Origin of the sequence: Streptococcus sp. 2741 (genome assembly GCF_013276315.1) — a bacterium.
GTDB lineage: Bacteria > Bacillota > Bacilli > Lactobacillales > Streptococcaceae > Streptococcus > Streptococcus pseudopneumoniae.
Genome location: NZ_VMKU01000074.1, coordinates 1 through 14,433, shown reverse-complemented (window position 1 = coordinate 14,433; position 14,433 = coordinate 1). Strand labels below are relative to the sequence as shown.

Here is a 14,433-nt window from a genome sequence, read left to right as displayed (position 1 = left end):
TCTCTCGACGTTAGTACGCCCTTCTTTGTTGGTTGTTGTTTTAATAAATGCCATACTCTATTATAGCATACATAATTATATACAACAAACAAAAAGTTGGAAAATAGTCGGAAAATCCAGATGTACCAAGGGATTAAGTAAGGTCGGCGGAAAATTAAGTGATAAAGTCGGGCAGATAGATCTGACGCAGTTTGAAGAGATTTTCATTGAGGATAAGTCAGGTACTGAAATGTCTGATCGGGATTTAAAGATATAATAAAATGAAATAAGAATAGGACAAATCAATCGGGACAGTCAAATCGATTTCTAACAATGTTTTAGAAGTCCAGATGTACTATTCTAGTTTCAATCTACCATACTTGAGAATTTTATGCTGGGTATCCTTATCAATCACCGTTTGATTCACATGGAGAGTCAAAACACGGTGGGGAGATAGAATGGACAAAATTTGATTTTTGGCAATTTTTGAAAGGATGAGGCCTCGAATAATCTTGAGTCCACCTGCAGTTGATCCAGCAGAGCCACCGATTGCCATGAGGAAAAGGAGGATAAACTGGGAGAAGAGGGGCCAGTTGGTAATATCTCCATATCCAAAACCAGTTGTTGTAATGATGTTGGAAACCTGGAAGAAGGCCATTTCAAAGCTCTTTGAAAACCCTGGGTAGAGGTAGAGGGTGTTGAGGCTAATCAAGCCTGTAGAAACCAGTACAATGACCAAGTAAGCCCGAAGTTCTTCGTCACCAAAGAAGGCCTTGATGCGACGGAGCATGAGGTAGTAGTAGAGGTTGAAATTTACCCCAAAAACCAGAACTCCGATACTGACCAGATAGGTAATCAGTGAGCTGCCATAGTGGGCAATTCCGTCGTTATAGACGGTAAAGCCTCCAGTTCCCGCTGTCCCCGTAGCAATGACAAAACTATCGTAGAGAGGCATGCCAGCTAGATAATAGATGATGACAAAGAGGGAGAAGAGAGCTAGATAAAGGAGATAGAGAATCTGGGCAGTGTTTTTTAGTTTGGATACAACCTTGCCAAAAACAGGACCTGGAACCTCAGCCTTCATCACCTCTAGGTGGCTATTTTTGGCATTGTCCATAATAGCAAGTGCAAAAACAAGCACTCCCATCCCTCCAATCAAGTGGGTAAAACTTCGCCAGAAGAGGAGGGAACGGCTGAGAACCGAAACGTCGTTCAAAATAGTTGCTCCAGTAGTTGTAAAGCCAGAACTAATTTCAAAAAAGGCATCAATAACGCTAGGGATTTGCCCAGAAAAGACAAAGGGGAGACCACCAAAGAAGGACCAAAGGATTCAACAGAGGGCCACAATCAAGATTCCCTCCTTGGCATAAATCCGTTGATTTTTTGGCTTTTGTAAAATTCCTGAGCCACCTAGTAATACCAGAATTCCAATCGTTGTAAAGAGGGCTGTAAAGACTTGGCTCGATTCACGGTAATAGAGAGCGACAGCTACAGGAACCAAAAGGAGAACCGCTTCAATCAAAAGTAACTTTGAAAGGAGGTAGCGAATCATACTTTTATTCATTTCTTACCTCGCGATCAAGTCATAAATCTTAGTGATATTCGGCAACAAGGTTGTTACTAGGAGCTTGTCTCCAACTTCCAACATATCCTCCCCAGTTGGGAAAATCGTTTTGCCCTTTCGAATGATAGCTGCAATAAGAACCCCTTTTTTCAATTTCAGTTGAGAAAGAGGTTTGGCAGTCATTTTATTGGCTTCCTTGATATGGAATTGCAGGGTTTCGATTTGGCCATTGGCTAGATGGTGCATGGCTTGAAGGTCTGAATACTGGGCATTAACCCGACCACGAATAAAGTGCATAATCGTGTCTACGGCAATACTTTTAGGTGTGATGATACTTGAAAAATCAGGCGCATTGATAATTTCGAGGAGACTGGTACGATTGACCTTGGTAATATTTTTCTGTACACCTACCCTGTCCAGGAACATAGAGGTAATCAGATTTTCCTCATCGACCCCTGTTAGAGTCGCAACGGCATCATAGTTTTGAGCACTTTCTTCCAGCAGGATATCTTGTGCGGTACCATCTCCTTGAACGATGTAGAGGTTTGGGAATTTCTCGCTAAAGAAGCTAGCGATTTCAGGATTGATTTCAATAATCTTAGTATCAATACGACTATCTTTGAGGATACCTAGTAGATAATAGGCAATTCTACCAGCTCCAACAATAAGAAGACCCTTCACGGCACGAGACTTGAAATAATTATGGAAGAGTATCATATCAACACGGTTACCAGTGACAAAGATTCTATCTTTATCCTGTACAGTCATGTTACCGCTTGGAATGATAATTTGATGATCTCTTTCTATCGCACGACAATGACATTGCCAAATTTTTTTCCGAAAATCAGAAATGGGCATTTGGCAAAGACTACTGGAGGATTTAACAGTGAATTCCATCAAGCTGACCCGTCCACCAAAGAAACGTTCGACAGATAGAGCGTTGGGGAAGTCAATGATGTTGGCGATAGCGCGGGCAGCCAAGAGCTCAGGGTTAACGATAAGAGAAAAACCGAGAATATTCTTTTCTTTGAAATAGGAGTTAGAATATTCAGGGTTCCGCACCCGAACGATGGTCTCTTTAGCTCCCATTTTTTTGGCTAGAACAGCTGCAATCATGTTGACTTCATCGTACTCAGTCAGGGTGATAAAGATATCACAATCTTGGACGCTGGCTTGCTCAAGAATGGCAAAATCGACCCCGTTACCAAGGATACCCATGATATCAAAGCGACTGACAATATGATTGAGAACAGCTTCGTCTTGCTCAATCAGCAAAACATCATGCTTTTCTGCAACCAAGGAGCGACAGAGGGCAAAACTAACTTTTCCCCCTCCGACAAGGATAATTTTCATAATAAAACCTACTTTTTCATGATGTAACTATCATATCCTTTTTCAAAAAAAATGCACCTACTAGCCAATAAGGGAGAACTTTTAGCGGAAATCTGCTATAAGGTAAAACTATACCCTAAGCAATTGAAATAGCTATTAGCGACTTTCTCTGAAATATGGTATGATAAAGGATATACAAGGAGATAAAATGAATAATAATTTACTGGTATTACAATCAGACTTTGGTCTGGTTGATGGTGCGGTATCGGCTATGATTGGAGTGGCTTTAGAAGAGTCTCCAACCTTAAAAATTCATCACTTGACGCACGATATCACACCTTATAATATTTTTGAGGGTAGTTACCGTCTCTTTCAGACGGTGGATTACTGGCCTGAGGGAACGACTTTTGTATCGGTTGTCGATCCAGGTGTCGGCTCGAAACGTAAGAGTGTGGTTGCCAAGACTGCAAACAATCAATACATTGTCACGCCAGATAATGGGACTCTTTCTTTTATCAAGAAACACGTTGGTATTGTAGCCGTTCGTGAAATTTCTGAGGTAGCTAATAGGCGTCAAAACACAGAGCATTCTTATACTTTCCACGGTCGTGATGTCTATGCCTATACTGGTGCTAAACTGGCCAGTGGTCACATTTCTTTTGAGGAAGTGGGGCCAGAGCTCAGTGTGGATCAGATTGTGGAACTTCCAGTCGTAGAGACCATTAGTGAAGATCATCTGGTGAAGGGAGCCATTGATATTCTGGATGTGCGTTTTGGTTCGCTTTGGACCTCTATTACGCGAGAAGAATTTTACAAACTGGAACCAGAATTTGGTGACCGTTTTGAAGTGACCATCTATCACGCTGATATGCTGGTCTATCAAAATCAGGTTGTTTATGGCAAATCATTTGCAGATGTGAGAATTGGGCAACCCATCCTTTACATCAACTCTCTCTATCGTTTAGGTCTGGCTATCAACCAAGGTTCCTTTGCCAAGGCCTATAATGTAGGTGTCGGTTCATCTTGGACCATTGAAATAAAGAAAATAGAATCATAAAATAGGAGAATATAGATGAAAAATCAATCAATTAAACAAGTTGTTGCTGTAGGAATTGGCGCTGCCCTCTTTGTCGTCATCGGGATGATCAACATTCCGACCCCTGTTCCAAATACAAGCATCCAGCTTCAGTATGCGGTACAAGCGCTACTTTCTATTATTTTTGGACCGATTATCGGTTTGCTTGTCGGGTTGATTGGTCATGCAATCAAGGACTCTCTTGCTGGTTACGGTCTGTGGTGGACTTGGATTATCGCTAGTGGGCTCTTTGGTCTAGCTGTGGGGCTATTTAGAAAGTACGTTCGCGTGATCAATGGTGTCTTTGACTGGAAAGATATTCTTATTTTTAACCTCATTCAACTACTTGCAAATGCCCTTGTTTGGGGTGTCTTGGCACCACTTGGAGATGTTGTGATTTATCAAGAAGCTGCAGAAAAAGTATTTGCCCAAGGAATTGTTGCGGGAATTGCTAATGGTGTATCTGTAGCTATTGCAGGAACTCTTCTCTTGCTTGCCTATGCAGGAACTCAAACTCGTGCAGGAAGTTTGAAAAAGGACTAAAATGATGGAGAAGGCTGGGCAACCAGTCTTTTTCGATGTTTATAGATTAGTTAGGCAAGTAAGCTAGGATAGGAATCTTTTTGGCGCTAAGTTTTTAATAGAAGAGTCTGCAAGAAGGGGTAGATTTATGATAAAATAGAAGTCTAATACTCTGCGAAAATTAAATTCAAACCGCGTCAGCTCTATCTGCAACCTCAAAACAGTGTTTTGAGCAACCTACGGCTAGCTTCCTGGTTTGCTCTTTGATTTTCATTGAGTAGAAGAAGCGAATGAAGAGAGTAAGATGAAAGAAGCTATAATTGAGTGGAAGGATTTCTCTTTCCAGTATGAAACACAACAAGAACCGACCTTGCAAGGGATAGACTTGACCATTTACAAGGGAGAGAAAGTCTTAATTGTTGGACCATCTGGATCAGGTAAATCTACCTTGGGTCAGTGTTTGAATGGGATTATTCCCAATATTTACAAGGGTCAGACATATGGAGAATTTTTGATAAAGGGTCAAACAGCCTTTGATATGAGCATCTATGATAAGTCTCATCTGGTTAGCACAGTTTTGCAGGATACAGATGGGCAGTTTATCGGCTTATCTGTGGCAGAGGACTTGGCTTTTGCTCTAGAAAATGATGTAACAAGTCTAGAAGAGATGAAAAGTCGTGTTCATAAATGGGCTGAAAAGCTGGACCTTCTCCCTTTACTAGCTCAGCGTCCTCAAGACTTGTCTGGTGGACAAAAGCAGCGAGTTAGTCTAGCCGGTGTCTTGATTGATGAAAGTCCGATTCTCTTGTTTGATGAGCCACTCGCCAATCTGGATCCCAAGTCAGGTCAGGATATTATTGAATTGATTGATCAGATTCATAAGGAGGAGGGGACGACGACCCTTATTATCGAGCACCGTTTGGAAGATGTTCTGCATCGACCTGTGGATCGGATTGTCTTGATAAACGATGGCCGTATCCTCTTTAATGGAAGTCCTGATCAGTTATTGGCGACTGATTTGTTGACCCAAAATGGAATTCGCGAACCCCTTTATCTCACCACTCTCCGTCAATTGGGTGTGGATTTAGCCAAGGAAGAACAGTTAGCAGATCTGGATAACTTGTCTATCTCAAAAGGTCAGGTTCAGTTGCAGAATGAACTGGCAAAAGAGATGCCAGATTTGCAGTCACTTTTTAGACTAGAGGAGGTTTCTTTTTCTTATGATGATAGACCGATTTTAAAATCCCTACATTTGGATATTAAAAAGGGTGAAAAGATTGCCATTGTCGGGAAAAATGGAGCAGGGAAGTCAACTCTAGCCAAGGCCTTAAGTAGCTTTATTCAGACGGAAGGTCGCTATCTTTGGGAAGGGCAGGATATAAAAGGAGATTCTGTTGCAGAGCGGGCGGAACGAGTAGGCTATGTGCTGCAAAATCCTAATCAAATGATTTCAACTAACATGATTTTTGATGAGGTGGCTCTGGGACTTCGTTTGCGAGGTGTGGATGAGAAGGAAATTGAAACGAGAGTCTATGAAACTTTGAAAATCTGTGGTCTCTATGAATTCCGTAATTGGCCTATTTCTGCCCTGTCATTTGGTCAGAAAAAACGTGTCACTATTGCCTCGATTTTGGTTTTAGGAGCTGAAATTATCCTCTTAGATGAACCGACAGCAGGTCAAGACCAGAAGAACTATACTGAGATTATGGAATTTCTCGAAGAGTTGCATCAAAAAGGTCATACCATCGTCATGATTACGCATGATATGCAATTGATGCTGGATTATTCAGACAGGGCCCTTGTCATGGTTGATGGAGAACTGATTGCTGATACTGATCCAGCTAGTCTGTTGAGCAATCCTGAGCTGTTAGTAAAAGCCAATCTAAAAGAAACTTCAATCTTCAACTTGGCTAAAAAACTAGACGTGGATCCACTTGCTTTAACGGCATTTTACAAAGAAAGGAGAGAAGGATGCAAGCTAAATTAATTGGTTACCAGCATAGAGATACTGTGATTCATCGCTTGTCAGGAGCTGGTAAACTTCTCTTTTTCATCCTCGTGTCATTGGCGGCCATGATTAGCTATGATACCAGACTGCTTGTTCTGATTGCCATCTTTTCGGTCTTTCTCCTCTATTTGTCAGAAATCCGTTTTAAAGATGTTTCCTTTGTGGCCGTTTTTGCGACGGTATTTGCCGTTTTAAACGTTTTGATGGTCTATCTCTTTTCTCCTGAGTATGGGGTTGGACTTTACGGAGAGAGAAGTGTGATTTGGCAGGGAATCGGTGCCTACACTCTGACCAGCCAGGAGCTCTTTTATCTGCTAAATCTGGCCATTAAGTACCTTTGTACCATTCCTCTGGCTATTATCTTTTTGATGACAACCCATCCTAGTCAGTTTGCTTCTAGTTTAAATCAAATTGGTGTGCCTTACAAGATTGCCTATTCAGTCAGTCTGACCTTGCGCTATATTCCAGATTTGCAGGAAGAATTCTTTACTATCAAAATGTCTCAGGAGGCGCGTGGGATGGAATTATCCAAGAAAGCTTCTCTTATGCAACGAATCAAAGGCAATTTGCGCATTATTACTCCCTTGATTTTTAGCTCGCTAGAACGCATTGATACCATCGCGACCGCCATGGAGCTTCGGCGCTTTGGGAAAGAGAAAAAACGCACTTGGTATAGTTATCAGGCCTTGAAAAAAGGAGACTATCTTACCTTGTTCTTGGCAGCCTTGTTTTTAGTAGCTAGTTTACTACTTATCTTGCAGAATCAAGGACGATTTTACAATCCTTGGAAATAGCTTGAAAAAATTGAAAAAATCAAGTCGTTTCTATTGACAATGATTCTGAAAGTGTTATACTAAGAAAGTAGTTTCGCTGATTTACTTCAAACCTGTTGTGAGGTAAGTTAACGATGCCTTAACCACGCTGTTTGCTGAGCTTGACTCCGGGCAGTGTGGCTATTTTTTTGCAATGGTGAAAGGAAGCAAGTCATGACAAATCACATTGTATTATTTGAACCACAAATTCCACAAAATACAGGCAATATCGCGCGTACTTGTGCTGCGACCAATTCTCCCCTCCACATCATCAAGCCAATGGGCTTTCCTATTGACGACCGCAAGATGAAGCGAGCTGGATTGGATTATTGGGATAAACTAGAGATTTATTTTTACGAGAGTTTGGAGGATTTCATGTCTCATATGAAGGGCAAACTCTATCTGATCTCAAAATTTGCTGAGAAAGTGTATTCTGATGTGGATTTATCGACTGACGAGGACCATTATTTTCTCTTTGGACGTGAAGACAAGGGCTTGCCTGAGGACTTTATGCGAGAACATCCTGAGAAGGCTCTCCGTATTCCCATGAATGATGAACATGTCCGCAGTCTCAATGTGTCTAATACCGTCTGCATGATTGTCTACGAAGCCCTCCGCCAGCAGCACTTTGCAGGTCTTGAGCTCGTTCATACCTATGAAGCAGATAAATTGAAATAAAAAATGAAAATGAACAAAATGCTTGCGCTTGCAAGCGTTTTTTGTTATGATAAAAGAGTCTTCAGGGCAGGGTGTGATTCCCGACCGGCGGTAAATTTGACTAGCTATTTTAGCTTTCTCGTCGTTGTCTTGTCTCGATATACTTTAAGTATTATCTTCGACTGCGACGCCTAGATAAATCTAAAATATCTTAGCCAAATAAGTCCGCGAGCGCAAGCTGATGTGGTGAGATTCCACAACCGACAGTATAGTCTGGATGGGAGAAGACGAAAGAATAGCTTTGTCTGTTCTGATAGATTTATAGCTAAACTGTAACCGCTTGCTTGAATTTCCTTAATAGAGTGAGAGGGAACTTTTGGGATATAAAAAGTGAGAATAGATAGAGGAATCCTTTCTAACTTCTTCTGATTTTATAGAAAATTGGAGGAACCTGTTATGACAAACACACGTCGACTTTCGACCATTGCGATCTTATCAGCCATCTCATTTGTGCTGATGTACTTTGACTTTCCGCTCTTGCCAGCGGCATCCTTCCTCAAGATCGAATTTAGTATCTTGCCAGTCCTTGTGGGTCTGGTGGTCATGGATTTGCCTGCTGCTCTAGGAGTGCTCTTGCTTCGCTCACTCTTGAAATTGCTTCTTAACAGCCAAGGAGTGAATACTTACATTGGTTTGCCGATGAATATCGTAGCTTTGGGAGTTTTTGTCATCGTATTTGCTTTGATTTGGAAAAAGGAACGGACAACCCTTCGTTTCCTACTAGGCTCTCTAGCTGGAACTATTGGTTTAACCTTTGCCATGTTGGTTCTCAACTATGTTTATGCTGTTCCTTTGTACGCTAAGTTTGCTAACTTTGATATTGGAAAAATTTTGGGACTTTCCAACTACCTAATGACCATGGTATTACCTTTTAACTTGATTGAGGGTGTAATCTTTTCCGTTTCATTCTGGTTGTTGTACGTCCTTTTGAAACCAACCTTAAAACACTATGAAAGATAAACAAACATTTTTAATGAAGGGCAGTTTTGCCCTTTTACTTTTCGTTATTCTTGGCTACATGGTCAAATTTTACCCTGAAACGCTGGTCGGTTTTGACCAATTGATTCAAACGGTAGTTCGAGGAGATTTGCCAGATTACTTGACTATTCTTTTCAAAGCCATCACACGCTTGATTGATATCCCAGTGATTATCACTTGGGTTGTTATTACAGCTTTTGTCTTTTATCGTAAGCGATGGAAGATAGAAAGTTTCTTCATGCTGGGGAATTTGGCTTTAGCGGGTCTTTTAATCGTGACCTTTAAAAATATCTACCAGCGCCCACGACCAGCTATCTTACATCTTGTGGAGGAGAAGGGATTTTCCTTCCCAAGTGGGCATTCTCTGGCTGTAACTTTGATGGTAGGTACTCTGATTGTCATTCTCAGTCAACGAATTAAAAATCCAGTCTGGAGAAAAATTGTACAAATCGTCCTTGGCCTCTACCTAGTTAGTGTGCTGGTATCAAGGGTATATCTGGGAGTTCATTATCCATCAGACGTTCTTGCCAGTCTCTGTCTGGGTTTGGGAGTCCTGTTTATCGAATTTCCCTTCTATGACAAGATCCGCTTCCAATGGCGATTTAAAGGCAAGCAGAAGTGATGGAAAAGATAAAAAATTGTACAAATACAAATAGAACCATATGAAATATATACTTGAAACATGTTTTGGTGTTTGATATATTTTAATAAATAAAGCAAGGAGGAAGAAAGTGTGGGTATGCTATTAGCGACACGATTAAAAAATAAAAGAAAGGAATTAAAATTATCTCAAAAAGAATTAGCTGAGGGGATTTGTGAGCAAGGGCAGATTAGCCGTATGGAGCAAGGTAAATATTCACCTGGGTCAGAATTACTCTTTCAACTATCTAAGCGATTGAAGGTGAGCATGGATTATTTCTTTGAAGATACTGAGGTTTCTAGTTTAGAAAATATTGATAAGTTTAAAGAATTATCTAAGAAATTTTTGGATGAGAGGGAATATGAATCTCTCCATTACATCTATGAACTGGAAAAATCTAAACGTACTCGTCTATCTGCTAAAGACCAGATTTATTTGGACTGGATTGATACATTAGTTCAATTCTGTTATTTAAATCATCAAACAGGGGCAGTTGCGAAACTGGAAAAAATACTGTTATCTCTGAAAAAATCTGATTTTTACTATCTACAACTGGGAAATACCTTGGCTAATTTTTATTTTGATATGGGGCAGGAAGACACATATCAGGAACTCTATCAACTTTTAAAAGAGAACCTCCAGTCACTATCTGTTCATCATTTGGAACAGTTAGAATTGATGATTAAATTCCGATATAACTATTGTAGATATTTGTGGTTGAATGAACGAACATCTGAAGCTATAGCAGAAATTACAGAAACGATAGCTATTTGTAAAAGATATAATAGTAGTTATCGATTAGCAGATTTGTATTGTTTATTGGGAAATATAAGCGAGAGCTTTGCTGAAAGGGATAGGATACTAGGTTTTTATCAAGTATCTTATCAGCTTTACAAGCACGAAGAGAACCAGAGAATGATGCTAGAAATTGAGAAGGAAATGAAATTATTGGAAAGTGAAGATTAAGAAAAAGATTTGTATTTTTAGATAACTTAAATTCATATTTCAAAAAAAATAAAAAAACACCATAAAAATTATTGACAAACCAAAATTGATGTATTAGAATATCATCAATAGTTTTTGATTTTGGTATTGGAGCTTTGGGGATATATTGGGCGTTGTTAGGATTTCAATTTCCTTTTGAGCTGAAGAAGGAGGCAATCCAATGAATACTTTTCTGACCAATAAAAATTACCGGATGTTGCTAATTAATCAATGGGTTTCGTCATTTGGTGATACGCTGTTTTATATTTCATTTATTTCTTATGTATCGGGATATAAATTTGCTTCATTAGCTGTTCTTTGTATAACAGTTTCGGAGACTTTGCCGCAGATTTCTCAGTTGTTCACAGGCGTTATTGCCGATTTTCAAAAAAATCGTGTTGCAAAATATATTGCTATATTGGCAAGTAAGTTTCTGCTTTATACTCTATTGACACTGTTTGTAACGGATAAGAACTTTTCTATGGGGATGGTTTTTCTTATTTGTGGCATCAATCTTTTATCAGATACCATGAGTTATTTTGCAGGTGCTATGATTTCTCCTTTGTATGTGAGGATTATAGGAGATGATATGACAGATGCTATGGGGTTTAGACAGGCAACTGCTGGTGTAGTTAATATTCTTAGCAACCTTACAGGTGGAGTTTTGATTGGGGTCATCAGTCTTCAGATGTTTGTGGGTTTGAATGCTTTGACCTTTCTTTTTGCACTGTTGGGTGTGGTGTTTATTCGTACTTCTTTGAGAGATATTGAGGGACAGATGGAGGTTAGTAAAAGATTAACCGCAAAATCTTTTGGAGAGCATTTCCTCTATTCTATGAAGATATTGTCAAGTTTTCCAACCATCATCAAATTAATATTCATTGCAGCTATGAACCAAGTGATTTTAAGCATTATTACCCCTTTAACGACTTTGATGTTGATTCATCATCCATTTATCTTCTTTGACACTGGGAAATCCATTGCAGCATTGTCAGTGGTTATTTTTTCAGGAACGATTGTGGGAAGTTTTTTGAGTGGAGGTATCCTAAAAAATATTCCCATAAAAATGATTGTCTACTTTGAAGAAATTATGCATCTCTGTATTCTCTTTTCTTGGTTGATCAATCATTTCCTCCTTTTATTGGTAGTTGTCTTCTTATGCGCAGTTGCAGTAGGAATGATGGGGCCTCGGATTTTCAACCTTGTATTCTCGATGGTTCCAGAAGAAGTCATGGGAACCATCCAGTCAGTGCTTGGAGTATTCAATGTTGTTGTACCAGGAATTCTTAGCATGCTCATCGTTGCCTTAGCGAGTGCTACAAACCTAAAAATCACAGTGCTTCCACTTTTTATTTTTGTATTGACTGCCTTAGCAATTGTGAAAGCAATGAAAATAGAGTAATAGTAGTATGAACTACTGTCTCTTTTTGGGTGGGAGTTCATTACCCATCAGACGTTCTTGCCAGTCTCTGTCTGGGTTTGGGAGTCTTGTTTATCGAGTTTCCCTTTTATGACAAGCTCCGCTTCCAATGGCGATTTAAAGGCAAACAGAAGTGAGTATCGAATTCCCTTGAGGAGAAAGAAATGAAAGTCAATATAGCATATCTTCATCCGACTCAACTATACTTATTAGAAAAATGGACCATTCTGTATTATCCCATTACGCTGATTTAAGTTGGAGGAGCTCTTCCCATGCAACCTTAGAGCTTATAAAGAGTCCGATCAATACCGTCCAGCTAGAAATTAGGAGGAATCAGCAAGTGATTCCCCTGTCCCTCATAGAGTGATTATAAAACCATACGATAAATGTACCTCCTTAATTAATAAAATCAGACTTTACATGTTTAGAGAGATCACTGTTCCCAAGAGATACCATAATTCCTACCGTAAGCAATATTATATTTCTATCTATTTTAGTCACCACCTAAAACTATGATTTTGCAAGAAAGGTTATGGAATTCTCAAGCAATATGGCTAAAATTAGATAGATATACAAAAGGAAAGGTAGAAGCTTTCATATGTATGGTATATCAACACGAGAGCATAGTAATTGCGTAAAATATATTTTTTTGCTATACTAATCAATATTTATTTGCAAAAGGAATGAGTTAAGATAAGCAATAATAATTTTAAATACTTACTTTGCAATCAAATTTTTAACTTGATTGCAAATATTTTTTTCAGTGTAACAATCATCTCAAAGGTTTATTCACAAAGTAATTCTATCAGTGAATCAACATTTGTTTTGATAATAGGAACTATTTCAGCAGTTATAGGAGGTTTGATTGGACCTATTTTTTTAGACAAAATTTCACATAAAAATGTATTGTCGTTTACTAATCTGATTGGTGGGCTAGTTACTCTGTCTTATACCATTATCAGTTCATTTAATGATAGTATTATAATAACCTATTCCACAGTCTTTTTAATAAGCATCACCAATAGTTTTTATACTCCTGCACGTCTAGCTATTGTTCCTAGTATAGTTGATAATGATGCGATAGTAAAAGCAAACGGTCTCACCCTAAGCATTCGTCAATCCGTTCAAACAGCAGGCTGGGCACTTGCAATTCCATTGTCTACGTTACTAGGTTTGCAATATTCATTATATTGTATATCTTTGTGTTTCTTGCTCTCCTCAGTTCTAAGTTTTTATATTCACGTTGAAAAGAATCAACATAAACCAAACTCTTCCAAAAGTTCATATGTATATCAAATTTTTGAAGGTCTCATACCTATAAGGGATAATCCTGTCATCAGGGATATAACTATTATGGATATTATTGAAAATTTTGCAAATGTGATTTGGACATCTTCATACCTCCTAGCATTTACAACCACTATCCTTTTAACAAGTGAAACTTGGTGGGGATACCAGGGTTCAGCATACTTCTTAGGGATTATAGTTGGAGGAGGGGTAATAACAAAATACTCTCATAAACTTCAACATTTTCCAGGAAAATTTTTGTTTATATCATCACTTCTTGTTACACTACTCACACTATTTTACACTGTTAATAGAAGCCCTATCATAACAATTATTATTTCTTTTCTAGTCGGCCCCCCTGCACAAATTAGAAATATAATTCAAGAATCAATTATTCAAGAAAAAGTTGATCCTAGTATATTGGCAAGAGCTTTTGCTGCCAGAAGTGTTTTAATGCAACTAATGTATGCTGTAGCGCTAGTTTCATTTAGTTATCTAGCAGACTTAATTGGAATTTTGCCAGTATACTTTATTTCAGTTATCATTTATTTTGCAATTTCATTTATTCCTGTAATATCGTCAGCATTAAAAAAAACACTGTGAAATTATGTATTTTTATGGAGATATAAGACTTCATATATCGTTTTGAGTAGTTTATGAGTACAAGCTATGATAGTTTCCATCTTACTGCCTCCTATTCCATTAGATTAGACTTCCTGTGAAACAAAAATATGATACAATAAAATTATGAAGCAAGTAAACAACTAACTGATACACGATTTAAGCTCCTTGTTGCTGTTCAGCGCACGACTTTTGAAGAGATGTTAGCCGTATTAAAAATTAAACACGCAAAAGATGGATAAAAACCTAAATTAAGCCTAGAAGACCTTCTGATGGCCACTCTTCAATATGTGCGAGAATACCGCACTTATGAACAAATTGCGGCTGATTTTGGTATCCACGAAAGCAACTTAACCCATCGGAATCAATGGGTTGAAGTAACTCTTGTTCAAAGTGGTTTTACGATTTCAAGAACTCCTCTCAGTTCTGAGGACACGGTAATGATTGATGCGACGGAAGTAAAAATCAATCGCCTTAAAAAACAATTAGCGAAT

Annotated in this window: 13 protein-coding genes, 3 pseudogenes and 1 riboswitch; of the genes and pseudogenes, 13 read left to right on the top strand and 3 right to left on the bottom strand. The window is 38.8% G+C overall.

All coding sequences use genetic code 11. The features are described from left to right. Positions 1 to 256: hypothetical protein (locus tag HT671_RS11440; RefSeq protein ID WP_205380469.1), on the top strand; the 256-nt coding region annotated here is incomplete at its 5' end. A gap of 99 nt (positions 257 to 355) precedes the next feature. On the opposite strand, the pseudogene HT671_RS07880 reads toward HT671_RS11440, so the two are convergent. The 3 genes and pseudogenes from HT671_RS07880 to trkA all read right to left on the bottom strand — a co-directional run. Further along, positions 356 to 1,309: pseudogene (locus tag HT671_RS07880) on the bottom strand (potassium transporter TrkG); the annotation flags it as partial. After that, on the bottom strand, positions 1,310 to 1,543 hold the full coding sequence (locus HT671_RS12075; RefSeq protein WP_007285018.1) for a hypothetical protein: 234 nt from the start codon (positions 1,541 to 1,543) through the stop codon (positions 1,310 to 1,312). 3 nt (positions 1,544 to 1,546) lie between these two features. Then, positions 1,547 to 2,896, bottom strand: coding sequence for a Trk system potassium transporter TrkA (gene trkA / locus HT671_RS07875; RefSeq protein ID WP_172923113.1), 1,350 nt, complete (start codon positions 2,894 to 2,896; stop codon positions 1,547 to 1,549). 187 nt (positions 2,897 to 3,083) lie between these two features. Here trkA and HT671_RS07870 point away from each other — a divergent pair, with 187 nt between their 5' ends. The 12 genes and pseudogenes from HT671_RS07870 to HT671_RS07815 all read left to right on the top strand — a co-directional run. Further along, on the top strand, positions 3,084 to 3,932 hold the full coding sequence (locus tag HT671_RS07870; protein ID WP_001063603.1) for an S-adenosyl-l-methionine hydroxide adenosyltransferase family protein: 849 nt from the start codon (positions 3,084 to 3,086) through the stop codon (positions 3,930 to 3,932). A 15-nt stretch (positions 3,933 to 3,947) separates the two neighbouring features. Continuing rightward, complete coding sequence (locus tag HT671_RS07865; RefSeq protein WP_000795930.1) at positions 3,948 to 4,493, top strand: ECF-type riboflavin transporter substrate-binding protein; 546 nt, start codon at positions 3,948 to 3,950, stop codon at positions 4,491 to 4,493. A gap of 283 nt (positions 4,494 to 4,776) precedes the next feature. Further along, positions 4,777 to 6,459 carry an ABC transporter ATP-binding protein gene (locus HT671_RS07860; RefSeq protein WP_000656513.1) on the top strand — a complete coding sequence of 561 codons (1,683 nt, stop codon included), beginning with the start codon at positions 4,777 to 4,779 and terminating at the stop codon, positions 6,457 to 6,459. Further along, the gene (locus HT671_RS07855) at positions 6,444 to 7,274 is read left to right on the top strand and encodes an energy-coupling factor transporter transmembrane component T (protein WP_001148088.1); all 831 of its coding nucleotides are present in this window, start codon (positions 6,444 to 6,446) and stop codon (positions 7,272 to 7,274) included. The genes HT671_RS07860 and HT671_RS07855 overlap by 16 nt, the downstream gene beginning before the upstream one ends. 192 nt (positions 7,275 to 7,466) lie before the next feature. Next, positions 7,467 to 7,970: a tRNA (cytidine(34)-2'-O)-methyltransferase gene (locus tag HT671_RS07850; RefSeq protein WP_000181376.1), complete on the top strand. Its 504-nt coding sequence runs from the start codon at positions 7,467 to 7,469 to the stop codon at positions 7,968 to 7,970. A 53-nt stretch (positions 7,971 to 8,023) separates the two neighbouring features. Then, positions 8,024 to 8,242, top strand: a riboswitch (FMN riboswitch). Positions 8,243 to 8,405: 163 nt separating this feature from the next. Continuing rightward, entirely contained in the window at positions 8,406 to 8,969 is a 564-nt protein-coding gene (locus tag HT671_RS07845; RefSeq protein WP_000185825.1) for an ECF transporter S component, read from the top strand. Continuing rightward, a complete protein-coding gene (locus tag HT671_RS07840; protein ID WP_000653436.1) occupies positions 8,959 to 9,609 on the top strand; it encodes a phosphatase PAP2 family protein in 651 nt (216 codons plus the stop codon). Before HT671_RS07845 ends, HT671_RS07840 begins: the two co-directional genes overlap by 11 nt. A gap of 111 nt (positions 9,610 to 9,720) precedes the next feature. Further along, positions 9,721 to 10,593, top strand: a complete 873-nt coding sequence (locus tag HT671_RS07835) for a helix-turn-helix transcriptional regulator (RefSeq protein ID WP_000525619.1) — start codon at positions 9,721 to 9,723, stop codon at positions 10,591 to 10,593. Positions 10,594 to 10,792: 199 nt separating this feature from the next. Beyond that, complete coding sequence (locus HT671_RS07830; RefSeq protein WP_001091363.1) at positions 10,793 to 12,013, top strand: MFS transporter; 1,221 nt, start codon at positions 10,793 to 10,795, stop codon at positions 12,011 to 12,013. A 26-nt stretch (positions 12,014 to 12,039) separates the two neighbouring features. Further along, a pseudogene (locus HT671_RS07825) lies at positions 12,040 to 12,168 on the top strand (phosphatase PAP2 family protein); the annotation flags it as partial. Between the two features lie 556 nt (positions 12,169 to 12,724). Next, positions 12,725 to 13,921, top strand: a complete 1,197-nt coding sequence (locus HT671_RS07820) for an MFS transporter (protein WP_100127924.1) — start codon at positions 12,725 to 12,727, stop codon at positions 13,919 to 13,921. A gap of 140 nt (positions 13,922 to 14,061) precedes the next feature. After that, positions 14,062 to 14,433: pseudogene (locus HT671_RS07815) on the top strand (transposase family protein); the annotation flags it as partial.